Origin of the sequence: Aurantiacibacter spongiae, assembly GCF_003815535.1 — a bacterium.
GTDB classification, from domain to species: domain Bacteria; phylum Pseudomonadota; class Alphaproteobacteria; order Sphingomonadales; family Sphingomonadaceae; genus Alteraurantiacibacter; species Alteraurantiacibacter spongiae.
In genome coordinates this window covers 1,710,928-1,736,285 of record NZ_RPFZ01000001.1, presented here as the reverse complement: position 1 = coordinate 1,736,285, position 25,358 = coordinate 1,710,928, and the positions used below count along the sequence as shown (strand labels likewise).

Sequence of the window (25,358 nt, the reverse complement as noted above, 5' to 3'; positions counted from 1 at the left end):
CTGCTCGCTAGGCGGCGATCTCCGCCGCGTCGAGGCCGTAGGCGGTGTGCAGCACGCGCACCGCCAGTTCGGTCTCGTCCTCGTCGATCAGCACGCTGACCTTGATTTCCGAGGTCGAGATCGCCTGTACGTTGATCCCGCGATCGGCCAGCGCCTTGAACATGGTGGCGGCGACGCCCGCATGACTTTTCATGCCCATGCCCACGACGCTGATCTTGGCGACCTTCGCATCGGTGATGAGGCGGTTGAACCCGATCGCCCCCTGCCTGTCTTCCAGCAGGGCCTGCGCCCGGGCGAGTTCAGCCTGCGGAACGGTAAAGGTCACGTCGGTCTCGCCCTTGTCGCGGCCGACGTTCTGGATGATCATGTCCACGTTGATGCCGGCCTCGCCCAGCGGGGTGAAGATGTCGGCCACGGCACCGGGCTCGTCGGGCACGCGGGTGAGCACGACGCGCGCCTCGTTCTTGTCGTGGGCTATGCCGGTGACGGTCTGGCGTTCCATGTCGGTATTCTCCAGGATTTCCTGCATCTCCCTTTCGGAGACGATCATCGTGCCGGGAATGGTGTCGGCGGGCGGCGCGCCGTCGTCGACGAAGGATGACAGCACCTGCACCCGGACATTGCGCTTCATCGCCAGGCTGACGGAGCGGGTCTGCAAGACCTTCGCGCCGACCGAGGCGAGTTCGAGCATCTCCTCGTAGGAGACGTACTTGATCTTGCGCGCCCGGGCCACGATCCGCGGATCGGTGGTGTAGACGCCGTCGACATCGGTATAGATGTCGCAGCGGTCAGCATTCACCGCCGCCGCCACGGCAACCGCGCTGGTATCCGATCCGCCGCGCCCCATCGTGGTGATGCGGTTGTCGTCGGACAGGCCCTGGAAGCCCGGGATCACGGCGATCTCCCCCGCCGCCATCGAACTGGCCAGCACTTCCGCCTGGATCTCTGCGACCCGCGCATTGGCGTGGTTGGCGAAGGTGCGGACGGGCAATTGCCAGCCGAGCCAGCTGCGCGCCTTGCAGCCCATGGCCTGCAGGGTGAGCGCGAGCAGCCCGCTCGTCACCTGTTCGCCGCTCGCCACCACGACATCGTATTCGGCCGGGTCGTAGAGCGGGTTGGCCTCGCGGCAGAAATTCACGAGCCTGTCGGTCTCGCCCGCCATCGCGCTCACCACCACGGCGACCTCGTTGCCGCCTGCCGCCTGCGCGCGCACGATATTGGCCACGCGGCGGATGCGTTCGGTGCCCGCGACGCTGGTGCCGCCGAATTTCATCACTATGCGGGCCAAGTCGCGCCCCTCATGCGTTGCTGGTAAGGTTTCGAGCGCGCTGTTAGGGAGCAAGCATGCCAGACGCAACTGTCACAACTGCAACCAGTTCGGCAACGATCCGACCCGGGGAGGCCGCGCATTTCGGCGCGCTGGCGGACCGGTGGTGGGATCCGAGCGGTTCGTCCGCCATGCTCCACCGGCTCAATCCGGTGCGGCTCGCCTTCCTGCGCGAGGCGATCGACATGCACTGGGGCGGCGATGTGGAAGGCGTGAAGCCGCTCGCCGGCAGGAGCGCGCTCGACGTCGGCTGCGGTGCCGGCTTGCTGTGCGAGCCGCTCGCCCGGCTGGGCGGAGAGGTGACGGGCGTGGATGCCGCGCCCGAGAACACCGCCGTCGCCGCCGCCCATGCCGACGGGGCCGGGCTCGACATCCGCTACATGCCCGGCGAACTGGGTCAGCTCGGCCTCGGACGGTTCGATCTCGTCACGGCGATGGAGGTGATCGAGCACGTCGCCGACAAGCAGGCCTTCGCCGTCCAGCTGGCCACGCACCTGACCGATGGCGGACTGATGGTCCTGTCCACCCCCAATCGCACGCTGGCAAGCCGCGCACTGCTGGTCGGCGCGGCGGAGGCGATCGGCGCGGTGCCGCGCGGCACGCACCATTGGGACGACTTCGTCACGCCCGGCGAACTCGCCGATCTGCTGGCCCATGCCGGGCTCGCGATGGGCGAGCCGAAGGGCATCGCCTGGCGCCCCGACAGGGGCCTGCATCTGTCGGACGACCTTTCGCTCAACTATATCGTCACCGCGCGCGCCGCGTGACCCGATGCTGCGCGGTATAGCATTGTAATCGCTGGCAGTCTTTCAGCATAGGGCATTCTTCCATTCGCTCTGCGCGAAACCCACCAGGATATGCCGATCCCCCTCGCGCTCCATCACCGGGCGCTTGATGAGAGTGGGGTGGTCCAGCATCAGGTCGATCGCCTTCGCCCTGTCGATGTCGGCCTTCGCATCATCGTCCAGCCGGCGGAACGTCGTGCCGCGCCGGTTGAGCAGCACTTCCCAGCCGCACTCGTCCGCCCACCGCTCCAGCGCTTCGCGCTCCACTCCCTCGCGCTTCAGATCGTGGAAGGCGTAATCCAGCCCCTCCCCCTCGAGCCAGCGGCGCGCCTTTCGCACGGTGTCGCAATTGGGGATGCCATAAAGGTGGATCATGCGCGGGTTTCCTGTTCTGAAGTGGGGGCGGGCCGTTCGGAATCGCAGTGTCGAGCCTGCTGGTCCGCCTGACGAAGTTGACACCCCGACAAGCGCGCCGCACCCCTCCCGACCCGCGCGTTTCCGCGATTTTCGGGCCGGATCGCGAAGTTGACACTTGTGGCGGACGAAAACGGACGGGCGCGAGTGCAAGGCATCGGGGCGCTCTGGACGGCGGGTGTGCGTGTAGGAAAGATGCGATCGTTTTCGTCACGCGGGACGGTTGGGGGGCGAATAGCCGCGTGGGCGCAGGGGAGCATGGGCGCATGCTCGCTACCCCAGATGCGCGTCGGCAATGGCGACGGCGAGCGCATCGGCCGCATCGGCCCCCGCAACCGCCACACCGGGCAGCAGCACGGCCAGCATCGCCTGCACCTGGGTCTTGTCCGCGCCCCCGGTGCCGACCACCGCCTTCTTCACCGCCCGCGCCGCGTGTTCGCGCACCGACAGCCCGCGCGCGCCGCACGCCGCGAGTACGCAGCCGCGCGCCTGGGCGAGCTTGAGCGTCGATTGCGGGTTCTTGTTGACGAACACCTCCTCTGCCGCCGCCCTGTCCGGCGCGTAGGCCGCGATCACGGCGGCGATCCCGTCGTGCAGATAATGCAGGCGCAGGGCGATGGGCGCCCTGGGTTGCGTCCTGATCTCGCCATTGGCGAGGTGGGCGATGCGGCTACCCTCCACCCGCAGCACGCCCCAGCCGGTGCAGCTGAGCGAGGGATCGAGGCCGAGGATCAGCACGAGCCGGCCGTCACAGCCGCAGCCCGAGCCGGGGGCCGAACTGCACCATCGCCAGATAGAGCGCCACGGTCAGCGCGCAACCGATCGCGAGCGACGGCCAGAACGGCCAGCCCGCGCGCAGCATGACCGGTATCACCAGGAACATCGGCAGGCTGGGCAGGACGTACCAGAAGGTCGCCTGCGAGTGCGCCGCCATGTTCTCGGCATCGGGTCGCGCCTGCCACAGGAAGATCATGCCGAGGATGGATACCAGCGGCAGGCTGGCGATCAGCGCCGCCGCCGCGGGCAGACGGCGACCGACCTCCGCGATCGCCGCGATCATGACGCCGGCCAGCAGCGCCTTCGCGGCGAAGGCGATCACCCCTCCACCTTCTCCATTACCTCGTCGGAGATGTCGTAATTGCCCCACACGGTCTGCACGTCGTCGTCGTCGTCGAGCACGTCGATCAGTTTGAGCAGCGTGGAGGCGCCCTGTTCGTCCATGTCGACGGTCAGGTTGGGCTTCCACGCGAGCTTCACCTCCTGCGCCTCACCCAGCGCCTTTTCGAGATCGCCGGCGACCTGGTGCAGGTCTTCGGGCGCGGTCCATATCTCGTGCCCGTGATCGGTGCTGGTGATATCCTGCGCGCCCGCTTCCAGCGCGGCTTCGAGCACCTTGTCCTCGCCGCCGGCCTCGGCGGGATACTGGATGTAGCCCAGCCGCTCGAACCCGTGAACCACGGTGCCTTCGGTGCCCAGGTTCCCGCCGTGCTTGCTGAACGCGGTGCGCATCGCGGTGGCGGTGCGGTTGCGGTTGTCGGTCAGCGTCTCGACGATGATCGCGCTGCCGCCGGGGCCGTAGCCTTCGTAGCGGACCTCCTCGTAGTTCTCGCCGTCCGCCGCGCTCGCCTTGTCGATGGCGCGCTGGATGTTGTCCTTGGGCATGGACTGCGCCTTGGCCGTGTTGACCGCGAGGCGCAGGCGCGGGTTCATCTCGGGATCGGGCATACCCGATTTCGCGGCCACGGTGATCTCGCGGCTGAGCTTGGAGAACAGGTTGGAGCGCTTCTTGTCCTGCGCCCCCTTGCGATGCATGATGTTCTTGAACTTGGAATGGCCTGCCATGATTACCCCAAAAAGTGGTACTTTTTGGGGACCCCGTAGGTGGGGTCCCGCTATGCGGAGCGCCTTACACCCGGTGTGCGGCTGGGGGCAACCAATCCGCTCATCAAGAGCTCGTTAATCCGTTTCCGTGAGCTTAGATCGGCATGAAAGGAGCAGGGCTGAAAGCGGTCCAATGCTTGCAACACCCGCGATTGCAACGACCGCTAGATCGCGCTGACCGACAATAAGTAGAAGGAGCAAGGCTCCCGCTGCGATGGCGTTGGCAAGAGCGCGCAGATTGAACGACGCGGGCGTTGCCGAGCGACAAATATTCCACAAATAAACGGCGGTCAGCGGCGCAAGTATTGCGATCTGGAGCCCTGCGAGCCAAATGTCCTCGTAATCTCGCACCTCGGTCCAGCGAGCGGTCGTAAGCCACCCCAAAGAGAGGGTCAGGCTTGCCCCCGCCAAGATCGCGCACAAGACATTCGGCCAGAATACAGGATGCCAGATGCCTCGTTTCGTGTGGATTGAACCCACCGGACCTTTATCCGCTCAAACCCGCACCGCCGTGCCGCTGGCGCTGACCATCAGCATGGACCCGGTATCGCCGATCACCTCGTAATCGAGATCGACGCCGACCACCGCGTTGCCGCCGCGGCTGGCGCATTCGGCCTGCAATTCCTCTATCGCCTGTTCGCGCGCGTCGCGCAGGATGCGCTCGTAGCTGCCCGAGCGGCCACCCACGATGTCGCGGATATTGGCGAACAGGTCGCGGAACAGGTTCGCGCCGACGATCACCTCGCCCGTCACGATGCCGAGATAATCCTCGATCGGGCGCCCTTCCACCGTGGGCGTTGTGGTGACGATGACGCCGCGCGCGTCCTTCCAGGGTCCGGCCATGTGTTGCTCCTGCGTTGTGGTGCCGGCGTATTGCTAGTGCGATACACCGGCGCACGCAAGTTCAGCCGTTGACGATGATCCCGCCATTGGGATGCAGCACCTGCCCGCTCATGTAGGAGCTGTCCTCGCAGGCGAGGAACAGGAAGGCGGGGGCCACCTCGTTCGGCTGGCCGGGGCGGCCCATCGGGGTGTCCTCGCCGAAATCGGGAATGTTCTCGGGCGGCTGCCCGCCGAACGGGTTGAGCGGCGACCAGATCGGGCCGGGCGCGACGGCGTTCACGCGGATGCCGTCCTCCACCAGGTTCTCGCTCAGCGAGCGGGTGAAGGCGGTGATCGCCCCCTTGGTGGCGCTGTAGTCGAGCAGGATCGGCGCACCCTTGTACATCGTCACGCTGGTGCAGTTGACGATGGTGGCGCCCTCTTTCAGATGCGGCCGCACGGCCTGCGCCATGTAGAACATGGAATAGATGTTGGTCTGGAAGGTGCGCTGGAGCTGTTCGGGCGTGATGTCGCCCACCTCCTTGTCGGGGTGCTGCTCGCCGGCGATCTGTATCAGGCTGTCGATCCGCCCGAAGCGGTCCATCACCGCCTCGACCAGGCCCTCGCAGTGCTTCTGGTCGCCAAGATCCCCGGCCGAGAGCATGACGTCGGCCCCTTCGGCCTCGCACAGTTCGCGGGTCTTGTTGGCATCGTCGTGTTCGCACAGATAGGCGATGGCGACCTTCGCCCCCTCCCGCGCGAAGAGCACGGCGGTGGCGCGGCCGATGCCGCTGTCGGCGCCGGTGACGATGGCGACCTTGCCCTCCATCCGCCCGCTGCCGGGATAGCGCGGCTGCCAGTCGGGCTTGTTTTCCATGTCGCTTTCATGCCCGGGCATGCGCGGCTCTTCATCCACCGCGTGAATGAACTGGGCGTCGTCGGTTTCGTCGAGTCTGTCGGTCATGGGGCGGCTTTCTTCCGGTTGCGGGTGGGTCGTGTCACCCTATCAACCGCGCCGCGCGCCGCCCCGTTCCGTGAAAACGGCGCAACAAGGGTGAGTGGTGCCTCAGCGCATGCCGAGCGCCGCCTTGTAGGTGTCGAGGATCATCTCCTGCTCGCTGCGATCGTTGGCGTCCATCTTCCGCAGGCGCACGATCTGGCGCATGATCTTGGTGTCGTAACCGACCGCCTTGGCTTCCGAATAGACGTCGCGAATGTCGTCGGCGATGCCCTTCTTCTCTTCCTCGAGGCGCTCGATCCGCTCGATCAGCAGGCGCAGGCGATCGTCGGTCGCCTGCACGTTGGTATCCTGCGCGTCGGTATCGGCTTCGCCGTCGGCCATCGTCATGCTCCGTGAATCAGGGGGGGTGAGAATCGGTTGGCCGGCTGGTTAGCGGCGCGGGCGATGCGGGTGAAGCGGGTGTGGAGAAATAGCGCGTCAGCGCGCGTTCTTCGCCACGCTTTCCTGCATCCGCCCGATCTGTTCGGGCGTCGCCTCGCGCTGATGGCGGGCCTTCCATTCGTCCATCGGCATCCCGTGGATCAGCGCGCGCGCTTCGCCCTTGTCGCCTTCGTAACCGGCATCGCGGATCCAGTCCGCGAGGCAGTTGCGGCAAAAGCCCGACAGCCCCATCAGGTCGATATTCTGCGCGTCGCTGCGGTGGCGCAGGTGCCGCACCAGACGGCGGAAGGCGGCGGCGGCGACGGCGTCGGGCAGGGCGTCGAGAGAATCGGGGGCGTCGGTCATGGCGGGTGCGGTCCTTGTTCTGCCTTGTGTTGTCGCATCGCCCTGCCATAGGCACCGCCGACATGGAAAGCACCGACACGCCCCCCAGGCTCGAACCGCGCGGCCGCAAGGTCAAGATCCTCGCCACCACCGGTCCGGCCTGCAACCAGCCCGACATGCTGCGCCGCCTGTTCCGCGCCGGCGCCGACGCCTTCCGCGTGAACATGAGCCACGGCGAGCACGCGGTTCACGCCCGAACCATCGCCGCCATCCGCGAGCTGGAGGCGGAATTCGCCCGTCCCATCGCGATCCTCGCCGACCTCCAGGGGCCGAAGCTGCGGGTGGGCACCTTCGCCAACGGCAGTGCGCGCATCCCGCATGGCGGCACCTTCACCTTCGACCGGTCGGAAGAGCCGGGCGACGAGAACCGCGTCCTCCTGCCGCATCCGGAGATCTTCCAGGTCATCGCCGAGGGGCAGCGGCTGCTGGTGAACGACGGCAAGATGCGCTTTCGCGTCAGATCGGTCGAGGCCGGGCGGATCGTGTGCAAGGCGGAAGTCGGCGGCGTCATCTCCGATCGCAAGGGCGTCAACGTTCCCGATGCAGAGATTCCCATACCCGCGCTGACCGAGAAGGACCGCCGCGACCTCGCCTTCGCGCTCGACCAGGGCGCGGACTGGATCGGCCTCAGCTTCGTGCAGCGCCCCGCCGACCTGGCCGAGGCGCGCAAGCTGATGGGCGGACGCGGTTCGCTGTGCGCCAAGATCGAGAAGCCGTCCGCCGTGCGCCGGCTGGACGAGATCATCGACATGGCGGACGCGATCATGGTCGCGCGCGGCGATCTGGGCGTCGAGCTGAACCCCGAGGAAGTGCCTCCGCTGCAGAAGAAGATCGTCAACGCCACCCGGCTGACGGGCAAGCCGGTGATCGTCGCGACGCAGATGCTCGAATCCATGATCGAGAGCCCCGCGCCCACCCGTGCCGAGGTCTCCGACGTCGCCAACGCCGTCTATGACGGGGCGGATTGCGTGATGCTGAGCGCCGAGACGGCGGCGGGCGACTGGCCCGAGGAGGCGGTGCTGATGATGGATTCCATCGCTCGGCAGGTGGAAAAGGACGACGCCTACACGATGCGCGTGCGGCTGCTCGATACGCCGCCCGATCCGACCACCGCCGACGCGCTGGCCCACGCCTGCATGACCATCGCCGACACGGTGACGATCAGCGCCATTGCGGTGTTCACCTTTTCCGGCAGCAGCGCCCGGCGCACCGCGCGCGAACGTCCCGCCGTGCCGGTCATGGTGCTGACGCCATCGCCGCAGGTCGCGCGGCGCACGGCGCTGCTGTGGGGAGCCCATCCGGTGGCGACCAAGGATATCGGCAGTTTCGAGGAAATGGTCGCCAAGGCCCGGCGCATGGCCTTGCGGCATGGATTCGGCGGATCGGGCAGCCGGCTGGCGGTGATGGCGGGCGTTCCCTTCGGCCAGGCGGGCGCGACCAACCTCGTCCACGTCGTCACGCTGACGGGCGACGAACTGGACGATTACGACGAGGGTTGACCGCCCCGCAAGCATCCCTTGCCGCCGCGGCCCTAGTCGGAACCCTCGCGCAGGCGGGCGAGCGCGCCGTCCACCTTGCCGATAAGGTGCCCCAGCATCGCCCGTTCGTCGTCGTCCAGCACACCGAAGGTCTGACCGATGATCCGTTCGCGCAGCGGCTCGGTCGTGCGCACCGCGCCCACGCCCTCGCGGGTGATCCCGATCAGCTTCGCCCGGCGATCGGTCGGATCGGGCGTGCGTTCGACGAACCCGTCTCGCTCGAGACCGTCGATCGCCTCGGTCACGGTGCGCGGTGACTGGTTGAAGAAGTCGGCGATGGCGGTGCCGCGCATCGAACCGTTCTTTTGCAGACAGATCAGCAGCTTCGTTCGCGCGAGCGACATGCCCTCGTCCGCCATGCGACGGTCGAGCGTCCGCGTGAGGTCCAGATAGAGGCGGGCATAGGCCGAAACGATGGCTTCGAGATCGGACATTCTTTGTTGAGGTTCCTCAATATGTGGGCTTGCAATATGCTGCATGTGCGAGCATCTGGCAAGTGCATTTCGATTCGAAACGAATCCCGCGAAGGATGGCCCCTTGTCACAAACCGATACCGAATCCCCGACCGAGACTGCGCCCGACGGCGCTGCGGACGATACCGCGAAGGCGCCCCGCCCGTCCCCGCTCAAGCGGCGCGGCGTACGGATCACGCTGCTGGTGATCGCGCTCGGCGTGCTGGCGCTGGGCGGCTACTGGCTGACCGCGTATCTGACGAACGGCCGCTACATGGTGAGCACGGACGATGCCTACATGCAGGCCGATACGGTGGTCGTGTCGCCGCGCGTGGGCGGGTATGTCCGGGACGTTTTCGTCGAGGAGAACGAGCAGGTCGCCGCGGGCGATCCGCTGTTCCGCATCGACCAGGCCGATTACGAGGCGCAGGTCGCGCAGGCGCAGGCGCAGATCGACGCCGCCCGCGCCGACGCCGCCGGGCTCGGGGCACAGATCTCGGAACAGCAGGCGGCGGTGGAGCGGGCCCGCGCGAACCTCGCTTCGGCGCGCGCGGACCTGCGGTTCGCCCGCGAGGAAGAGCAGCGATACGCCCCGCTGGCCGAAACCGGCGCGGTGGCGCGCGAAACCTACGCGCAGAAACGCAGCCAGCGCGACAGCGCGCAGGCTGCCGTCGCCGCCGCGCAGGCGGAATTGACGGCCGCGATCCGGCGTATCGGCACGCTGCGCGCGCAGGTGGGTCAGGCGCAGGCCCGGGCCGAGGGCGGTGAAGCCCAGCGCAGCGCCGCCAACACCGATCTCGGCTCCACGATCGTGCGCGCGAGCATCGCCGGGCGGGTTGGCAACAAGACGGTCCAGCTCGGCCAGCTGGTCCAGCCAGGCACCCGCACCATGTCGATCGTGCCCGTCGGGCAGATTTACGTCACCGCCAATTTCAAGGAAACGCAGCTCGGCGAGATACGCCCCGGTCAGCGCGCGACGGTGGAGATCGATGCCCTGGGCGGACGCGAGATAGCGGGGCGGGTCGACAGTTTCGCCCCCGGCACGGGCGCGCAGTTCTCGTTGCTGCCCCCCGAAAACGCGACGGGCAACTTCACCAAGATCGTCCAGCGCGTTCCGGTTCGCATCGCCATCGATCCTCCCGCCGATCTGCGATCCGTCCTGGTGCCCGGCCTTTCGGTGGTGGTCACGGTCGATACGCGCACCGGCGGCGGGGCCGCGGCGGAGCGGGCTGCGCGCTGATGGCCTCCGTGGCAGCCGACGACGCGCAGGTGCCCGGAAACGATGCGCGGCGCCACGACGCCGATGTCGGCGCCTGGCTGGCGGTCGCGGCCGGAACCCTCGGCGCGATGATGGCGACGCTCGACATCTCCATCGTCAATTCCGCGCTGCCGACCATCCAGGGCGGCATCGGCGCGACCGGAACCGAGGCCACGTGGGTCGCCACATCCTATCTCGTCGCCGAAATCGTCATCATTCCGCTGGCGGCGTGGTTCGAGAAGGTTCTGGGCCTGCGCCGGTTCCTGCTGATTGCCGCGATCCTGTTCACCCTGTTCTCGGTGGTCTGCGGGACCGCCAACGATCTCACCACCATGATCGTCGGGCGGGCCGGGCAGGGCTTTACCGGCGGCGCCATGATCCCCACCGCGATGACGATCATTGCCACGCGCCTGCCGCCCCACCAGCAGCCCATCGGTACATCCGCCTTCGGCGTGACCGCCATTCTCGGCCCCGTCATCGGCCCGATCCTGGGCGGCTGGCTGACCGAGGCGTATAGCTGGCACTACGCCTTTCTCATCAACGTGCCGGTCTGCGTCCTGCTGGTCGTCCTCCTGCTGGTCGGCCTGCCGAAGGGGCGCACCCGCCTGCAACTCATCGGCGAGGCCGACTGGCTCGGCCTCGTCGGGCTGGCGCTGTTTCTGGGCTGCCTTACCGTCGTGCTGGAAGAGGGCAATCGCGAGCAGTGGTTCGATTCCACGCTCATTATCTGGCTGTCCCTCGTCTCCGCGCTCGGTCTGGCGATGCTGCTCGCGGGCCAGTTCCTCGCGCGTGAACCGATCATCCGGCTCAAACTGATCCTTGACCGCCAGTTCGGGTCCGTCATGATCATGGGCGTCATGGTCGGCATGGTGATCTACGGCACCGCCTTCATCATTCCCCAGTTCCTGGCCGCCATCGCCGATTACAACGCGCTGCAGGCGGGCAAGATCGTCGCCATCTCGGGCATTCCCTCGCTGATCCTGATGTTCCTGACACCGCTGCTGATGCGACTGTTCGACATCCGCGTGGCCGTCGCCGCCGGTCTGCTGATCCTGTCCCTCAGCTGCTTCGTGGATACCTCGCTCACCGCGCAGGCCGCGGGCGAATCCTTCGTCGAATCGCAGATCATGCGCGGCACCGGCACGGTGCTCGCCTTCATGTTCCTGAACCAGGCGGCGATCTCTTCTGTCCCCGTGCGCTTCGCCGGGGACGCGTCGGGGCTGTTCAACACTGCCCGCAACCTGGGGGGCTCCCTCGCCCTCGCCGGCATCGCCACCGTGCAGGAGCAGCGCATGTGGCTGCACACCCGGCGGATCGAGGAGACGCTGCAGGCGAACGCCATCGGCGTGCAGGATTACCTGGCCGACACCGCGCGCACCCTCGGCGGCGAGGGGGCCGCGCTGCGGTCGCTGGCGGGCCAGATCCAGCGCGAGGCCCTCGTTATGACCTACAACGACATGTTCTGGCTGCTGTTCGTCGGAATCATCGTGGTCGTGCCGCTGGCGCTGCTGCTGCGCCCGCTTCCCCCCGGTATATCGTCAGGAGTAGCCCATTGACCCGCTCCCTTCGTCATCTGCTGGCTGGCGCCGGCAGCCTCGCCCTTGCCGCCTGCACCGTCGGTCCGGATTACGCCGGTCCGCCCTCCGTCGCTTCCGCGACCGGCGAGAACACGGCTTTCGTGCGTGCCGGGCCGGGCTTGGAGGACGCCGCCCCGCAACTGGCCGCATGGTGGGAAAGCCTGGACGATCCTGCCCTGAACGAGCTGGAGGAGCAGGCGCTCGCCGCCAACCCCGATCTCGCCGTGGCGCGCGCGCGCGTGGCCGAGGCGCGCGGCGCGCTGGCCGGCATCGACGCGGAGGCCTACCCCAGCGCCAGTGCCATCGCGACGGCGGCGCACATCCGCGTGCCCGGACTGGGCCTCGGCTCGAACGGGAGCTCCGCCGGAGAAGGCGGCTCCGGCGACGGGGCCACTGCGAACGGCACGACATCGACGAACTTCTTCAATCTCGGTCTCAATGCCAGCTGGCAAATCGACCTGTTCGGCGGATACCAGCGACAGGCGGAGGCGGCGCGGGCCGACCTCGCGGCGGGCGACGCCAGCCTCGCCGACGCGCAGGTGGCGCTGACGGCGTCGGTCGCCGACGCCTATGTCGATCTGCGGGCGGCGGGGGAACGGCTGGGCCTGGCGGAAGACGCCGTCCGCGGGCGGGAGCAGATCGTGGCGCTGACCGAACAACTGTTCCGCCAGGGGGTGGCCCCCCGTTCGCAGGTCGACGAGGCGCGCAGCGCGCTCGTCTCGGCGCGCCGGCAGGCGGCGGCGATCCGCGCCGACATCGCGAGGTTTCTCGATGCTCTCGCCGTGCTTACCGGCCAGGCCCCCGGCGCCCTCGACGAGCTGGCCGACAACGCCATGCCCCCGCCCCTTCCGCCCGCCGCCGTGGCGATCGGCGATCCGGCAGGACTGCTCGCGCGCAGGCCCGATATCCGCGCGGCCGAACGTCGCCTCGCCGCCACCAGCGCACGGATCGGGGTCGCCCGGGCCGCCGGTCTGCCGAGCATCAATTTCATGGGAATCCTCGGTATCGGCGGGACGCGGCTCAGCGACCTTTCGAGCCTTGGCGATTTCACCGCGATCGCGGCCCCGGTGTTGCAGTGGAACTTCCTCGACTTCGGCCGCAACGAGGCACGGCTGACGCAGGCAGAAGCGCGGATGGCAGGCGCGCGAGCCGAATACCGGCAGAGCGTGCTGGTCGCTCTCAGGGAGGTGGAGGACGGGCTCGTATCGTTCCGCTACGGCCGCGCAGACCTCGCCGAGGCCGCGCAGTTGGAGGCGCTGGCGGCAAGCCGGGAAGATCAGGCGCGTCAGCGCTTCGAACAGGGCGTCCAGTCGCGCATAGAACTTCTCGCCGCCTCGCTCGACCGGGTGGAGGCCCGGGCGAACGTGGTCCGAGCGCGCGCGGCGCTGACAAGGGCGTTCATCGAGGTCGAAACGGCCCTGGGTCTGGGCTGGCGCGATCCCGGGGAATACCTGCCGGGCGACGAACCCGGCACGAGGTCCGCACGCGACTGATGACCGGACATTTCGAAAATGGAGCGGGCGAGGCGATTCGAACGCCCGACCCCAACCTTGGCAAGGTTGTGCTCTACCCCTGAGCTACGCCCGCTCACTTGGCGCTCCCCCGGACGACGCGCCACGGCGGTCCGGGTGGGGAGCGGGGCGGTTAGCACCGGGCAGGAAGGCGGGCAAGGGGAAATTTCGCTGGTCGGGCAGCCGGTCGCCGCCCCTTCACAATCCGCACATCGGTGCCACATTGTGCCCCTAGACCCGAACCGGAACCACAGGAGCACGACATTGGCGAGCATGGGCCTCAACCTCGACGAACAAAAGGCGGTCGAACGCTTTCGCAAGCAGGTCGTCGATCCGAGCCAGACGAAGCTGGTGATCGTCGATTTCTGGGCCGAATGGTGCGGGCCGTGCAAGGCGCTGACGCCGGTTCTGGAAAAGGTCGCGGGCGAATATGCCGACAAGGGCGTGGTGCTGGCCAAGGTCAACGTGGACGAGGAAAAGTTCATCGCCAGCCAGTTCCAGGTCCAGTCAATTCCCACCGTCTATGCGATTTTCCAGGGCCAGCCGGTCGCCGATCTGACCCCGGCCCGGTCCGAATCGCAACTGAAACAGGCGCTCGACCAGATACTCGAGCAATTGCCCGTCGAGCCGGGGCAAGACGATAGTTCGACCGACGGCATGATCGGCGGTCAGCAGGGCGGCCAGCAAGGCGGGCAGGCGCCCGATATTGATCAACTCGTCGCTATGGGCGAGCAGGTGCTCGCGGGCGGCGATGCCGAGCGCGCGGCGCAGGTATTCATGCAACTGGCGCAGATGGCGCCCGACAAGGCCGAGGTGCAATCGGGCCTTATCCGTGCGCTCGTCGCCGCCGGGCAGACGGAGAACGCCCGGTCGGTGCACGACGCGCTGACGCCTGAAATGCGCGACGATCCGCTGGTCAGGCAGGCGCAGTCCGCGCTCGAACTGGCGGGCACGCAGGTGGACCGCGCCGAACTCGACGCGCTGCGCGCCGCCGCGGCCGAACGCCCCGCCGACATGGAGGCGCAGATGGCCTTCGCCGAGGCCGCGTTCGCCGCCGGAGAGCGTGACGATGCCGCCGCGACCTTGCTGCGCGCGATCGAAACCGACGCCGAATGGAACGAGGGCGCGGCCAAGGCGAAGCTGCTGCAGATGTTCGAGGCGGTCGGGCTGGAAGACCCGTGGGTTGCCGGTCAGCGCCGCAAGCTGAGCCTGCTGCTGTTCGGATGAGCACCCGCCTCTCGATCTTTCCGCTGACCGGCGCGATCCTGTTTCCCGATCTGCAGCTGCCGCTGCACATCTTCGAACCGCGCTACCGCGCGATGGTGGGCGACGCGCTCGCCCGCGACCGGCGCATCGCCATGATCCAGCCGACCGAACGGAGCGAGGATGCGCCGCTCTACGAGGTCGGCTGCGTCGGCAAGATCGAGAACGTCGAAACAAGCGAGGATGGCCTCTACAACATCGTGCTGGTAGGCGAATCGCGCTTCCGCACCCTTCGCGAGCTCGACGTCACCACCCCCTTTCGCCAGGTCGAGGCCGAGTTGATCGAGGATCCGGAGGAAGAGTTCCTCACCCTGGGGGAGCGCGCCGGATTCGAGCACGAGGCGCGCAAGTTCGCCGACATGCAGGGCTATGCGATCGACTGGGATTCGGTGGCGCGGCTCGACGATGTCTCCCTTATCAACGGCGTCTCGCAGATCGCTCCCTTCGACGCCGCCGCCAAGCAGGCGCTGCTGGAAGCCCCGAACCTGCGCGAGCGGTGCGACCTGCTGGTGCAGCTGATGGAATTCTTCGGTCGCGGCGACCCGGACGAAGGCCGCGTCACCCTGCAATAGGTCTAGCCGACCCGCTGCCCGCACCAGCCCGAGCGGCGACCCCGCCATTGCTCGGCCAGACCTTCCGCCACGAGGATGTCGCCCAGGCTTTGCCCGCCGCGCGACACCACGCGCAGCAACCTGCCGTAGCGGTCGGTGTCGCGGCCTTCGCGCTCGAGCGAGAACGGCCCCTCGTTGAGCAGCTGCGTCAGGCGCGTTGTCGCCCGTTCGCCGAGCGCCGCTTCCGCCGCGCAGTCGGGGCGGGAGATTTCGGACGTGTTGATGTCGGCGATGCGGATCTTGTCGCCGCGATACCAGATGGTGTCGCCGTCCACCACGCAGGTGACGCGGCCGCTTCCCTCGCACCGCGCGAAGGTGGCGCGCTCTTCGTCGCGCGGACCTTGCGCTCCTGCCGGGGAAAGGGCGAGAGCGAGGGGCAATACCGGGCGAAACGAGAGGGCGAGCGCACGCATGCCGACCGGCTAGGACACCGCCCGCTGCCGCGTTATCCGGTCGATTACCTAGCGCCGCGAGGCACCGCGCGGCTATGCAGGCCCCTTCCCACCGGCTATGCGCCAGCGCCATGAGGATGTCCGAAGACAGGCAGATGCTGGCCAAGGCGGAAACGCTGATCGAGGCGCTGCCCTATTTCCAGCGCTATGCCGGCCGCAGCTTCGTGGTGAAGTATGGCGGACACGCGATGGGCAACCCCGAGGCGGCGCAGGACTTCGCCGAAGACATCGTGCTGCTGAAGGCGGTCGGCATCAATCCCGTGGTCGTTCACGGCGGCGGCCCGCAGATCGGTGCCATGCTGGAACGGCTGGGGGTCGAGACGAGCTTCGTCGACGGGCTGCGCGTTACCGACAAGCGCACCGCAGAGGTCGCCGAGATGGTCCTTTCAGGTTCGATCAACAAGGAACTGGTCGGCTGGATCGCGCAGGCTGGCGGCAAGGCCATCGGCATCTCGGGCAAGGACGGCGGCCTCGTCACGGCGCGCAAGGTGGCGCGGCGGTCGCGCGGCGTGGGCGGGGGGAACGCGGAGCCGGTGGATCTCGGTTTCGTGGGGGAACCGGCCACGGTCGATACCGCGATCCTCGAAACCGCCAGCCGCGCCGGCATGATCCCGGTCGTCGCGCCGATCGGCGCCGGCGAGGACGGGGCGACGTACAACATCAATGCCGACACCATGGCCGGCGCCCTCGCCGCCGCGCTCGGGGCCGCGCGCCTGTTCCTGCTGACCGACGTCGCGGGCGTCCTGAATGGCGAAGGCGAATTGCTGACCGATCTCACCCCGGTGGACATCGCCCGGCTGGAAACCGAGGGCGCGATCACCGGCGGAATGATCCCCAAACTGCAGACCTGCGTCGACGCCGTCGAGGCGGGGTGCGAGGCGGCGGTGATCCTCGACGGGCGGGTGCCGCACGCCATGCTGCTCGAATTCTTCACCAGCCGGGGCGCCGGCACCCTAGTGAGCGCATCATGAGACAATCCCTTTCCCTCTTTTTCACGAGCCTCGCCCTCGCATCGTGCGATGGCGGTGCGGACCAGACCACTGATGCGGCCCGGCAACCCGCGCCGGCCGCCCCCGCTGCCCCGGGCGCGCCAGCCGCCCCGGCGGCACCCGCGGCGCCGACTCCCGCCCCCGCGCCCGCTGCGCCGGTAAGCGAGACACAGCTGTCCAGTCGCGACTGCCGCACGGTCGTCTCCGCCTACGCGGCCCTGATCGAGGCCGGGGCGTTCGACCGCGCGGCGGGCGTCTGGCGCGATCCGGCGGAGGGCCGTTCCTACATCGCCGCCATGCTCGCGGGGTATGACGGTCAGCGTATCGCCATCGACACCCTGGGCACGGAAGGCGCGGCGGGATCGCTGTATTGCACCGTCGAGGCGCGGCTGTTCGATACCGGACCGAACCCGCGCGCGCCGCGCTCGGGCACGATCACGCTGCGGCGCGCGAACGACGTACCGGGTGCGAGCGAACGGGAGCTTCGCTGGACGGTGCGCAGCAGCGAGTTCGAGGAACCCATGGAACGTGCGGGCCGCGGCGAGCCGGCCTGAGGGTGCGACCCCCTGATCACCCACGCGGCGGTTGACCCGTATTAGCCGCGTGATACACTGCGCCATCGAACCGTCCGCGCCATTCGCGGACCCACACAGCGAACGGAAAGACCCCTCGTGCTTCTCATGACCCTTGCCGAGATCGTGGGCTACCTCATCTCGGTCATCATCATACTCGTCATCGTGCAGTTCGTGCTGAGCCTGCTGCTCGCCTTCAACGTCGTCAACCGCGACAACGACTTCGTGATAGCCATCTACCGGGCGGTGAACGCGCTGCTCGATCCGGTGCTCTCGCCGATCCGCAGGATCATGCCCAACACCGGTGCGATCGACTTCTCCCCGCTGGTGCTGATCGTGGTGCTTAACATCGTCAATATCGTTCTCGTCAACGCCGCGCGCGCCGGGTACTGAGCTTTGACAAAGCGCCCCGCCGGGCGCAGGGGCGCATCGGATATGAGGGCTGACCGTCGCATTCTGGCAAGCTGCATGGCCACGCTGGCGCTGGCGTCCGGCTGCGCGCAACAGCGCGGCGGGGAACCGCGGGTGCCGCTTTCCGAATGGGCGCGCGACCTGCCCGCCGTCGGCGATCCGGGCAAGGTCGCCGCGACCGACATAGCCTTCGCCAAATCGGCGCGGGAGGACGGGCAGTGGACGGCCTTTCGCCGCTACGCCGCCGACGACGCCAAGCGTATCGAGGATGGCCATATCGTTGCCGCGCAGGAGTGGCTCTCCGGCCGCTCCGACCCGCCGCAGGCGATCACCTGGACGCCGAGCGAGGTGTGGTCGAGTTGCGACGGCACGCTGGCGGTCAGCTTCGGGCGCTGGCAGCAGCCCTCCGGTCTCGTCGGCGATTATGCGACCGTGTGGCGATTGCAGCGCGATCGCACCTATCGCTGGATCTTCGATACCGGCACGCCCGACGATCCGCAGCCGCCGCCCCGTGCACCGCAGGAGGAGCCGGACGAGGACGCCATCATCGTCCCGGGCCTGGCCGCGATCGAAGGGCGGGTGGCCGATTGCCCCGGCGACGGCGAGACGTTCGCTCCGCCCGTTGCCGCCGTTCCGGCGGGGGTCGCGGTCGACACCGCGAGCGCAGCGGACAATTCCCTCCGGTACCGGCTCGAACACGCCCCCGACGGATCGCACCGCGTCGTCGTGACCTGGCGGCGCGAGGGGGCGTGGCAGGACGCGCTCTCCTTCGCCGTGCCCGCACCGCGCGCCGGCGGCTGAAGCGATGGTCGAGCTGTTCCTGTCCGCCTTCGTCACCCTGTTCGTGGTGATCGATCCGCCCGGCTGCGCGCCCATCTATGCCGGCCTCACGGCGCAGCACTCGCCGGCGATGCGCCGGTCGATGGCGCTGCGCGCGGTGTTGATCGCGGGCGCCATCCTGCTGGGTTTCGCGCTGTTCGGCGCCGATCTGCTGGCGGCCATGCATATCGAGCTCGACGCCTTCCGCACGGCGGGCGGCATCATGCTGTTCCTCATCGCGCTCGACATGGTGTTCGAGAAACGGACGGAGCGGCGGGAAAACCGCGCGGACAAGGTACGCGAGGATCCCTCGATCGAGGATGTCGCGGTGTTCCCCATGGCCATGCCGATGCTCGCCGGGCCGGGGGCCATCGCCTCCGTCATGCTGCTCGAAGGCTCGGCGGACGGGCTGGTCGGCACGCTGACCGTGCTGGCCGCGCTGGCGCTGGTGCTGGTTCTCACGCTGTTCGCCTTCCTTGCCGCCAGCCCCCTGATGCGCATGTTCGGGGCCAAGGTGGAGGCGGTGATCACCCGGCTGCTCGGCGTGTTGCTGGCCGCCCTCGCCGCGCAGTACGTCATCGACGGGCTGCGCGGCAGTTTCGCGGCCTGACCGCCGCCGCCCGCCGCTTAACCCTATCCCAACCATTTTCTCCTATCCCGAAGGCGACTGGACTGCCGGGCGATGGGTCGCGCCGCGGGCGGTCGCCATCTAGGGGGACGGCCATGCCCGCCGACCGTGACGCAAGGGACGAGACCGTGGACCGCGGCGGACGCCGTTCGGGCAAGGACCGGCGAGTGGCCGACCTGCCGTTCGAGGGTGAATGCCGGCGCACCGCCGATCGCCGGTCGGGCGAGGACCGGCGCGCCAGCCCGCGCAGCTGAGCCGCGCCTCCGACTACCGCGAACCTGGCGAAGTTGACACGCCGTCAAGGCCGCTCGGCGCTGACAAGCGCTTGACTGCGCTGACTTTTCTGGCCCGAAACGAAGTTGACAGGCGCGAGCGGCGTTTTCGTCACTGGCGAAGGGAATATCGGGCGAACGTCATCGCCCGCAATTGCCCTGTCCTGCGCATGTAGGAAAGCCCGCGCGCCGCCGCGCGGCATTCCCGGCCTACTCGGCGGGCGGCGGAGGGGTCTGCGTGGTGGTTGCGTCGGCGGGCGGGGTGATTTCGTCCATCGGCACCTCGGTCATTTCGGCATCGGGCACATCGACCGGGATCTCGTTCGGATCGACCTCGCGCGTCTCGATCGTCGAGCCGGAGCCGACGTCGACCGCGCCGGCGCCAACCGTCTCGGCACCGTCGTCCGCCGGTTCGGGGGAGCCGCATGCGGCAAGCGCCAGCAGCGCGGCGAGGGGAAGGGCGTGGCGGGCTGCGGGGACAATCATGGTCGGTTAACTCCGGTTGGGGGTGCTGGGCGCAGATGTGCCGCCCCGCGCCCCGGTTGGCAAGGCCCGCCGGGGAAGGGGCGCCACGCGAAAGGGGCGCCGGATCGCTCCGCCGCCCCTTCGCTCGCTTTGCGCGATGCGTGGCCTCAGCGAGCGCGCACGCGGGTGTAGTTCACGTCCGAGGCGGCGCGATCCTCTGTATAGATCACGTGATCGTCGCGAATGTCGAGATGCTCGGCCGGAACCGTGCGCCCGTCGTTCAGCCGCACGGCTAGGACATGCCTGGCTTCCTTGTCGACCAGCATGTCGTCGACCTTGCCATATTCCTCTCCGGTGGCGGAGCGCACGGGATAGCCGCGAATGTCCTGGTCCTCGTTTTCGAGCTGCCATTTGTCGAGCGAATCGAGTTCGCCGAACCTGTCGTCATGTTTCATGTCTGTCTTCCTTACTGGACCGTGCGGACTTCACGCGCGAAGATCATCGCGGCGGCGTCGGTATCGACTTCGCGCGTCACGCTTTCGGGCAGATCGCCGGGGAAATCGCGCACGGTGCCGGTGATGGTGACGTTGGAGCCGGGATTGACGTCCACGCCGCCTTCCATTGGGGTGTTCGGCGTATACGCTTCGTCGAACATGACGAGCGTCTCGTTCGCGCCTTCGCCCACGGTGAAGCCCTCGTCGCTCACGACCTCGTTGACGGGAACGCCGGTCAGTTCGACGTCCTGCCCGATCATCGTGCCGAGATTGGCGAGGCCGGCAAGGCCGGTCAGCGTGGTCTGGCCCGCGGCATTGGCCTGCATGTCGCCATCGGCCATCGCGCCGTCGGCGGGCGCGGTCTGCGTCGCGACATCGTCGTTAACCGCCGTCTCGACATCGTCATCGTCGTTCGCAGCGATCAGCCACCAGACGAGCGCGATCACGCCGAGCAGCAGCAACAGCCACCACAACCATGACGAGGACGATTTCTTTTCTACTGGGATTTCGGCCATCAGCCATCCTTTCGCATTGGAGCCACCGCGCATCGACGCCCTGTACGCCGGCTGCGTGGCTCTATGCAGAATCAAGGAATGGCATCGCCGCCCGTTCCGAGACTTAACAAGGATTTAGTTTGGCGATGGAAAAAGGCCGGGCGGACGGCTCAGCGGCCGGATGGAAGCGTCCAGACGAGAACGCATACTGGAGCGCCGAGCGCAAGCCGCGGCTTCTTAAGCGCCTCGGTCCGCTCGTAACTGGCGGCCTCGACCTCGGCCTCGATCCGGTGCACCTCGCGATTGACCGCGTGATATTCGTCCGCCAGCCGCGCGTAATGCGCGTCCTCCTGCTTGAGCCGTGTGATCAGATCGTGATCGCGACGGAATATCTGCGTGAGTTCGTTCGGGGTGTGCTGCGACATTGCGCTTGGTCCTTCCAGGGCTGGCGTTGGAAGGAGACTAGCGCGGGTTGCGGCGGGGGTATTTGAGGTGGGTCAAGTTTGGCAACCGACAAAACAGCCGGACTGCTTTCAAAAACCTATATGAAACGTCGTTGTCTGGCCTTCAATCCAGCCGAACGAAACTAGGCTTCGGGCTAATGATCTTTGGAGCCAGTGTTTTCATCCGAAGCCAATTCGGAGCGTTTACACCCACTAGTGCTTTTTCAACTCCAACGAGGTTCTGTTGTGCAGCTTCATCTAAGGCAGCTTCGACTTCTAAAACTTCAGCTCCGGCAAATTTTTCGAGTTGATCTTGCACTTTCTGCGCCTTGGCACTTGGTTTCACGAAGTATGGTGGCTTAGGCTGCTTACCGATCGAGCAAAGGGCGCGCATGACGGCGTGGTAACCATCGTTAAAGAGGCCCATAAAGCCATTAGGATCAGCTAGACTAGCGACCCAAAGCTTAGACTTCTGGTCAAAATATACGCCTGATTGGTTGCTAGGATGTGTAGACTCCGGGACAATTGCCACTCTCAAGCCGTTGCCGCCCTCTAAGAGACCGAAATTGCTTTTGACCGTCGCAGCCAAATGCCGGGAGTCATCTTCGGTAGATAAGAAGAGGTCGGTTTTCCAAACTTTCTTGATTCGATCTGGTAGATGGTCCTCTGCTCTAAAGCCTTGCGCCGCCGTCGGTATGTAATTTGCGAAGCGAAATGGGCGTCCACTGCCTGTCGGCAACAGCAGTGCTTCATCTCCTCCTGCTTGGTCAATTGTCGCATCCATGAAACCCAAATATTTTGCTCGCTCTTGACCAAACATCAATGAGGTTGGAGCTTCATCGCGTAATTTTGGGGCCGCTCGCTTCATTGCGCGATAGACCATCTCACAAACCGTCGGCTCACTACCTAACAACGCTTCATGAACCGCCCATTCAAATCCATCGCCGCGCATACCCTTATCGAGATCGACGCGGGCGATCTTAGCTAATTGCCGAAGAGTTACATCTTCTATTGGCGTATTAAAATCTGTCAGGTCTTCATTTGAGAGCGAATCTATTAGCGCGCGAAGAACTGATCGTGAAATCGCATAGAGTGCCCGGCCGTACTCATCGACCGGACCCTTCTGCTGAATGAAAGTGACCGTGGGTTTAGTAGTCCGGCTCATTCCGCCGCCTGCACCCCGCCATCCTTGCTTTCGCCGAACAGGCCGGGGGCGTCGTCCTCGGACTCTTCCTCGTTCGCGGCCTTGGCTTTCTGGCGCTTGTCGAAGCTGGACCACACGTCCTGCCAGTTGCCGCGCGTGGCGCCCTTGGAATATTCGGTGGCGCGGGTTTCGAAGAAGTTGGCGTGCTCCACGCCGTTCAGCAGCGGCGCGAGCCAGGGCAGCGGGTGGTCCTCGACCATGTAGATGCTGGGCAGGCCCAGCTGCGACAGCCGCCAGTCGGCGATGTAGCGGATGTACTTCTTGATCTCCTTCGCCGTCATGCCGGGCACGGGCCCCTGCTCGAAGGCCAGGTCGATGAAGGCGTCCTCCAGCCGGACGGTCTTCTGGCACATGTCCATGATGTCTTCCTTCACCGCCTTGGTCAGGCAGTCGCGTTCCCTGGTGAAGGCGTGGAACAGGCGGGTGATGCCTTCGCAGTGCAGCGATTCGTCGCGCACCGACCAGCTGACGATCTGGCCCATCCCCTTCATCTTGTTGAAGCGCGGGAAGTTCATCAGCATGGCGAAGCTGGCGAACAGCTGCAGCCCTTCGGTGAAGCCGCCGAACATGGCGAGCGTGCGGGCGATGTCCTCGTCCGTCTCGACACCGAAATCCTGAAGATAGTCGTGCTTGTCCTTCATCTCCGCATATTCGAGGAACATGCCGTATTCGCTCTCGGGCATGCCGATCGTGTCGAGCAGATGCGAATAGGCGGCGATGTGCACCGTCTCCATGTTGCTGAACGCGGCCAGCATCATCTTGACCTCGGTGGGCTTGAACACGCGGCCGTATTTCTCGTGGTAGCAATCCTGCACCTCGACATCGGCCTGGGTGAAGAAGCGGAAGATCTGGGTGAGCAGGTTGCGCTCATGATCGGTCAGGTTCTGCGCCCAGTCGCGGCAATCCTCCCCCAGCGGCACCTCTTCCGGCATCCAGTGGATCTGCTGCTGGCGCTTCCAGAATTCGTAGGCCCACGGATATTCGAACGGCTTGTAGGTCTTGCGGGCTTCGAGGAGGGACATGCGGAATCTCCGGCGGATTGAAATCAATATGTTGTGGAAGACCGGGCAGGATACGCCACTACCGATAGTGGCGCGATGCCTTCCTCCCATCGGAACGCGAGCGACTCATATAGTGAATCATGCGCGCCTTTTGGAGACAAGAGGGGATGATTCGGCGTGGATAAGACGCCATGCGGCCTGTGTCGGATGAGCGACACCGCCTCGCCCGCCTGCGAGGGGCGACCCGTCGCCCCAGGTCAACGGCCCGGCCCGAAACGGCCACCGGCGCGCCCGGGGCGGAGCCTGCCGGCGGAACGCGCGGGGGGCACGGGCCGTTGACGCTGCAAGAGGATACACAAGGAGGCCCATCATGGGCGAATACGAACCCGAAGACAGCCGCGACGTCACCCTGAAGCCGGGGCACGAGCCCGGCGGCATCAAGCGCACCGGCCCGCAGGAGGACGAGGCGCGCCGCACGGCCAGCGGCGAACCCGATCACGCTCCGCGAGACCAGCAGAAGCATCCGCCCGTGCGCAAGGGCGACATGATGGATCAGGCCAAGCAGCAGTCCGCGCAGTCGCAGTCGCAGGGCTCGCAGTCGCAGTCACAGTCGCAGGGCCAGTCGCAGGGGCCATCATCCGCAGCGCAAGATGGCGAGCCGCGTCCTCAGGCCAGTGCCGGTCTCAACAACGATATCGAGACAGGTCCGCTCGCCGGCAACCAGCCTCAGGCGAAGGACAACCATGTCGGCGCGGCGAAACCCACCTACGACCAGTACGAGGTCAACAGCCCGACCAACATGCACCAGGACGCCGCCGACGAGGACAGACGCCGGGCGCAGGCCGCGGCGCAAAACGATTCCTCGCTCGACAAGGGGCTGGGCCGCGATCGGAGCGCGGACGCCAGCGACAGGATCGAGGAAGACGAGGAAGAGCGCGGCTACGGCGGCGCGACCGAGGAACGCGTGGAGAAGCTGAAGGAATAGCCCCCAAAGGGGCGGCGGCAAGGACTGCCCTTCAGTCCTTGCTCTTGCCCACGCGGCGCGAAATCTCCAGCGCGATAAGGATCGGTGTCGCCCACATCCAGGTGAGCAGCGCCGCCTCGCTCCACCCGCCATTTTCCGGCAGCCGCATCGAGCAGCCATAGGCTTCGATGATGTTGTCGGGCGTGCAGGTGGAGGGCCAGTAGGCGATCGCATTGAGGTACAGGCCCAGCGCCAGCCAGGCGATCTGCGCGAGGTACAGCGTGAAGTAGCGCGACACGCGCACCTCGCCATAGCCGTGGTGCGTGGGAACGGTGGGGCGCGCCTTGCTCATGGGCTTATCCGTTACGCGCGCACGGTTAAGGTTCGATTACCGCAGCACCCCCGCCGCTAGGTCCAGAACAGGCCGCGGCGCTTTCCCTTCGCGCGGCGTGCGCGCCACATGCGCAGATACATCCACAAGCCCGAAACGCTGAAGAACAGCAGCGCGAGGCCGGAAAGCATCACCACGATCTCGCCCCATACGCCCCCCTCGCTGCCGGAATGGAGATGGTGGACAAACCCAAGGTCGATGCCGAGTGCCGGCCTGCCCCGCGGCGGCGAGCAGCGCCAGCCTTCGGGGCAGACGAATCCGGCGGGCGGCTCGCGCGCGGCCAGCGCGGCGGCGGTGGGCGGCTCGGCGGGCCACCAGGCGACCACGTAGTGCAGCAACCCGGTCACGGTTACGAAAACCAGCACGATCCCGAACACGAGCGAGAGCCAGCGATGCCATTTGCGCATGAAAGCCTTTCAGATGCTCTTGCAAATCAATTGCAACAGTTCTTAGCCCCACCGCTGTCAATGGCAAGACACAGTTTGCCGCGAACACGCAACTCCCCCTCCCGATCCGCGGAACACGCAGGGGTCC

At 66.8% G+C, this 25,358-nt stretch carries 33 protein-coding genes and 1 tRNA gene; 14 read left to right on the top strand and 20 right to left on the bottom strand.

All coding sequences use genetic code 11. The features are described 5' to 3' along the window. Window positions 1-7: 7 nt before the first annotated feature. Window positions 8-1,288 (bottom strand): aspartate kinase, encoded by a 1,281-nt coding sequence (locus EG799_RS08490; protein WP_123880313.1) that lies wholly within the window; start codon window positions 1,286-1,288, stop codon window positions 8-10. Between the two features lie 56 nt (window positions 1,289-1,344). On the opposite strand from EG799_RS08490, the gene ubiG reads away from it, so the two are divergent. Further along, complete coding sequence (gene ubiG / locus EG799_RS08485; RefSeq protein WP_123880311.1) at window positions 1,345-2,094, top strand: bifunctional 2-polyprenyl-6-hydroxyphenol methylase/3-demethylubiquinol 3-O-methyltransferase UbiG; 750 nt, start codon at window positions 1,345-1,347, stop codon at window positions 2,092-2,094. 42 nt (window positions 2,095-2,136) lie between these two features. Here ubiG and EG799_RS08480 read toward each other — a convergent pair whose 3' ends face one another. The 8 genes from EG799_RS08480 to EG799_RS08445 form a co-directional block, all read right to left on the bottom strand. Next, window positions 2,137-2,487 carry an ArsC family reductase gene (locus EG799_RS08480; RefSeq protein WP_123880309.1) on the bottom strand — a complete coding sequence of 117 codons (351 nt, stop codon included), beginning with the start codon at window positions 2,485-2,487 and terminating at the stop codon, window positions 2,137-2,139. Between the two features lie 312 nt (window positions 2,488-2,799). Beyond that, entirely contained in the window at window positions 2,800-3,264 is a 465-nt protein-coding gene (ruvC, locus tag EG799_RS08475) for a crossover junction endodeoxyribonuclease RuvC (RefSeq protein WP_123880307.1), read from the bottom strand. A 10-nt stretch (window positions 3,265-3,274) separates the two neighbouring features. Beyond that, window positions 3,275-3,625 carry a DUF3147 family protein gene (locus EG799_RS08470; RefSeq protein WP_123880305.1) on the bottom strand — a complete coding sequence of 117 codons (351 nt, stop codon included), beginning with the start codon at window positions 3,623-3,625 and terminating at the stop codon, window positions 3,275-3,277. Further along, window positions 3,622-4,368, bottom strand: a complete 747-nt coding sequence (locus tag EG799_RS08465) for a YebC/PmpR family DNA-binding transcriptional regulator (protein ID WP_123880303.1) — start codon at window positions 4,366-4,368, stop codon at window positions 3,622-3,624. Before EG799_RS08465 ends, EG799_RS08470 begins: the two co-directional genes overlap by 4 nt. Window positions 4,369-4,902: 534 nt before the next feature. Further along, complete coding sequence (locus EG799_RS08460; protein ID WP_123880301.1) at window positions 4,903-5,250, bottom strand: heavy metal-binding domain-containing protein; 348 nt, start codon at window positions 5,248-5,250, stop codon at window positions 4,903-4,905. Between the two features lie 61 nt (window positions 5,251-5,311). Then, a complete protein-coding gene (locus tag EG799_RS08455; protein WP_181950886.1) occupies window positions 5,312-6,193 on the bottom strand; it encodes an SDR family oxidoreductase in 882 nt (293 codons plus the stop codon). 102 nt (window positions 6,194-6,295) lie between these two features. After that, complete coding sequence (locus EG799_RS08450) at window positions 6,296-6,571, bottom strand: DUF2312 domain-containing protein (RefSeq protein WP_123880299.1); 276 nt, start codon at window positions 6,569-6,571, stop codon at window positions 6,296-6,298. Between the two features lie 96 nt (window positions 6,572-6,667). After that, window positions 6,668-6,976, bottom strand: coding sequence for a DUF1244 domain-containing protein (locus tag EG799_RS08445; protein ID WP_123880297.1), 309 nt, complete (start codon window positions 6,974-6,976; stop codon window positions 6,668-6,670). A 62-nt stretch (window positions 6,977-7,038) separates the two neighbouring features. Between EG799_RS08445 and pyk the strand changes: the two genes are divergently transcribed. Continuing rightward, entirely contained in the window at window positions 7,039-8,514 is a 1,476-nt protein-coding gene (pyk, locus tag EG799_RS08440) for a pyruvate kinase (protein WP_123880295.1), read from the top strand. 32 nt (window positions 8,515-8,546) lie between these two features. On the opposite strand, the gene EG799_RS08435 is transcribed toward pyk, so the two are convergent. Then, complete coding sequence (locus EG799_RS08435) at window positions 8,547-8,987, bottom strand: MarR family winged helix-turn-helix transcriptional regulator (protein WP_123880293.1); 441 nt, start codon at window positions 8,985-8,987, stop codon at window positions 8,547-8,549. 103 nt (window positions 8,988-9,090) lie between these two features. On the opposite strand from EG799_RS08435, the gene EG799_RS08430 reads away from it, so the two are divergent. From EG799_RS08430 to EG799_RS08420, 3 genes are read left to right on the top strand one after another with little or no spacing between them, the layout of a single operon-like run. After that, entirely contained in the window at window positions 9,091-10,245 is a 1,155-nt protein-coding gene (locus tag EG799_RS08430; protein WP_234029082.1) for an HlyD family secretion protein, read from the top strand. Beyond that, window positions 10,245-11,819 carry a DHA2 family efflux MFS transporter permease subunit gene (locus tag EG799_RS08425; protein WP_123880290.1) on the top strand — a complete coding sequence of 525 codons (1,575 nt, stop codon included), beginning with the start codon at window positions 10,245-10,247 and terminating at the stop codon, window positions 11,817-11,819. The genes EG799_RS08430 and EG799_RS08425 overlap by 1 nt, the downstream gene beginning before the upstream one ends. Then, a complete protein-coding gene (locus EG799_RS08420; RefSeq protein ID WP_234029081.1) occupies window positions 11,816-13,333 on the top strand; it encodes an efflux transporter outer membrane subunit in 1,518 nt (505 codons plus the stop codon). The genes EG799_RS08425 and EG799_RS08420 overlap by 4 nt, the downstream gene beginning before the upstream one ends. Before the next feature lie 19 nt (window positions 13,334-13,352). Here the strand turns inward: EG799_RS08420 and EG799_RS08415 are convergent. Next, a tRNA-Gly gene (locus EG799_RS08415) sits at window positions 13,353-13,427 on the bottom strand. A gap of 197 nt (window positions 13,428-13,624) precedes the next feature. Here EG799_RS08415 and trxA point away from each other — a divergent pair. Together trxA and EG799_RS08405 are read left to right on the top strand one after the other, a co-directional pair. After that, window positions 13,625-14,578, top strand: coding sequence for a thioredoxin (gene trxA, locus EG799_RS08410; protein WP_123882975.1), 954 nt, complete (start codon window positions 13,625-13,627; stop codon window positions 14,576-14,578). Then, window positions 14,575-15,186 carry an LON peptidase substrate-binding domain-containing protein gene (locus EG799_RS08405; protein WP_123880288.1) on the top strand — a complete coding sequence of 204 codons (612 nt, stop codon included), beginning with the start codon at window positions 14,575-14,577 and terminating at the stop codon, window positions 15,184-15,186. The genes trxA and EG799_RS08405 overlap by 4 nt, the downstream gene beginning before the upstream one ends. A 2-nt stretch (window positions 15,187-15,188) precedes the next feature. Here the strand turns inward: EG799_RS08405 and EG799_RS08400 are convergent, their stop codons facing one another. Next, window positions 15,189-15,638, bottom strand: a complete 450-nt coding sequence (locus tag EG799_RS08400; protein ID WP_123880286.1) for a thermonuclease family protein — start codon at window positions 15,636-15,638, stop codon at window positions 15,189-15,191. Between the two features lie 110 nt (window positions 15,639-15,748). Here EG799_RS08400 and argB point away from each other — a divergent pair, with 110 nt between their 5' ends. From argB to EG799_RS13990, 6 genes are all read left to right on the top strand, one after another. After that, window positions 15,749-16,648 (top strand): acetylglutamate kinase, encoded by a 900-nt coding sequence (gene argB / locus EG799_RS08395; RefSeq protein WP_407641222.1) that lies wholly within the window; start codon window positions 15,749-15,751, stop codon window positions 16,646-16,648. Then, complete coding sequence (locus tag EG799_RS13995; RefSeq protein ID WP_158611045.1) at window positions 16,645-17,220, top strand: hypothetical protein; 576 nt, start codon at window positions 16,645-16,647, stop codon at window positions 17,218-17,220. The genes argB and EG799_RS13995 overlap by 4 nt, the downstream gene beginning before the upstream one ends. A gap of 117 nt (window positions 17,221-17,337) precedes the next feature. Further along, on the top strand, window positions 17,338-17,631 hold the full coding sequence (locus EG799_RS08380) for a YggT family protein (protein WP_123880280.1): 294 nt from the start codon (window positions 17,338-17,340) through the stop codon (window positions 17,629-17,631). A 42-nt stretch (window positions 17,632-17,673) separates the two neighbouring features. After that, a complete protein-coding gene (locus EG799_RS08375) occupies window positions 17,674-18,450 on the top strand; it encodes a hypothetical protein (protein WP_123880278.1) in 777 nt (258 codons plus the stop codon). A gap of 4 nt (window positions 18,451-18,454) precedes the next feature. Beyond that, window positions 18,455-19,078, top strand: a complete 624-nt coding sequence (locus EG799_RS08370) for a MarC family protein (protein ID WP_123880276.1) — start codon at window positions 18,455-18,457, stop codon at window positions 19,076-19,078. Between the two features lie 113 nt (window positions 19,079-19,191). Continuing rightward, entirely contained in the window at window positions 19,192-19,350 is a 159-nt protein-coding gene (locus tag EG799_RS13990; RefSeq protein WP_158611044.1) for a hypothetical protein, read from the top strand. A gap of 228 nt (window positions 19,351-19,578) precedes the next feature. Here the strand turns inward: EG799_RS13990 and EG799_RS08365 are convergent, their stop codons facing one another. The 6 genes from EG799_RS08365 to EG799_RS08340 form a co-directional block, all read right to left on the bottom strand. After that, a complete protein-coding gene (locus EG799_RS08365; RefSeq protein WP_123880274.1) occupies window positions 19,579-19,854 on the bottom strand; it encodes a hypothetical protein in 276 nt (91 codons plus the stop codon). Between the two features lie 146 nt (window positions 19,855-20,000). Next, window positions 20,001-20,288: a PRC-barrel domain-containing protein gene (locus EG799_RS08360; RefSeq protein WP_123880272.1), complete on the bottom strand. Its 288-nt coding sequence runs from the start codon at window positions 20,286-20,288 to the stop codon at window positions 20,001-20,003. Window positions 20,289-20,299: 11 nt separating this feature from the next. Further along, window positions 20,300-20,842: a hypothetical protein gene (locus EG799_RS08355; protein ID WP_123880270.1), complete on the bottom strand. Its 543-nt coding sequence runs from the start codon at window positions 20,840-20,842 to the stop codon at window positions 20,300-20,302. Window positions 20,843-20,991: 149 nt separating this feature from the next. Further along, window positions 20,992-21,246: a YdcH family protein gene (locus EG799_RS08350; RefSeq protein WP_123880268.1), complete on the bottom strand. Its 255-nt coding sequence runs from the start codon at window positions 21,244-21,246 to the stop codon at window positions 20,992-20,994. 142 nt (window positions 21,247-21,388) lie between these two features. Beyond that, a complete protein-coding gene (locus tag EG799_RS08345; RefSeq protein ID WP_123880266.1) occupies window positions 21,389-22,429 on the bottom strand; it encodes a hypothetical protein in 1,041 nt (346 codons plus the stop codon). Next, window positions 22,426-23,490: a ribonucleotide-diphosphate reductase subunit beta gene (locus tag EG799_RS08340; protein ID WP_123880264.1), complete on the bottom strand. Its 1,065-nt coding sequence runs from the start codon at window positions 23,488-23,490 to the stop codon at window positions 22,426-22,428. The genes EG799_RS08345 and EG799_RS08340 overlap by 4 nt, the downstream gene beginning before the upstream one ends. Window positions 23,491-23,839: 349 nt before the next feature. On the opposite strand from EG799_RS08340, the gene EG799_RS08335 reads away from it, so the two are divergent. Next, on the top strand, window positions 23,840-24,454 hold the full coding sequence (locus EG799_RS08335) for a hypothetical protein (RefSeq protein WP_123880262.1): 615 nt from the start codon (window positions 23,840-23,842) through the stop codon (window positions 24,452-24,454). A gap of 31 nt (window positions 24,455-24,485) precedes the next feature. On the opposite strand, the gene EG799_RS08330 is transcribed toward EG799_RS08335, so the two are convergent. Then, complete coding sequence (locus tag EG799_RS08330) at window positions 24,486-24,785, bottom strand: hypothetical protein (RefSeq protein WP_123880260.1); 300 nt, start codon at window positions 24,783-24,785, stop codon at window positions 24,486-24,488. Between the two features lie 56 nt (window positions 24,786-24,841). Next, the gene (locus EG799_RS08325; RefSeq protein ID WP_123880258.1) at window positions 24,842-25,231 is read right to left on the bottom strand and encodes a PepSY domain-containing protein; all 390 of its coding nucleotides are present in this window, start codon (window positions 25,229-25,231) and stop codon (window positions 24,842-24,844) included. Window positions 25,232-25,358: the final 127 nt, after the last annotated feature.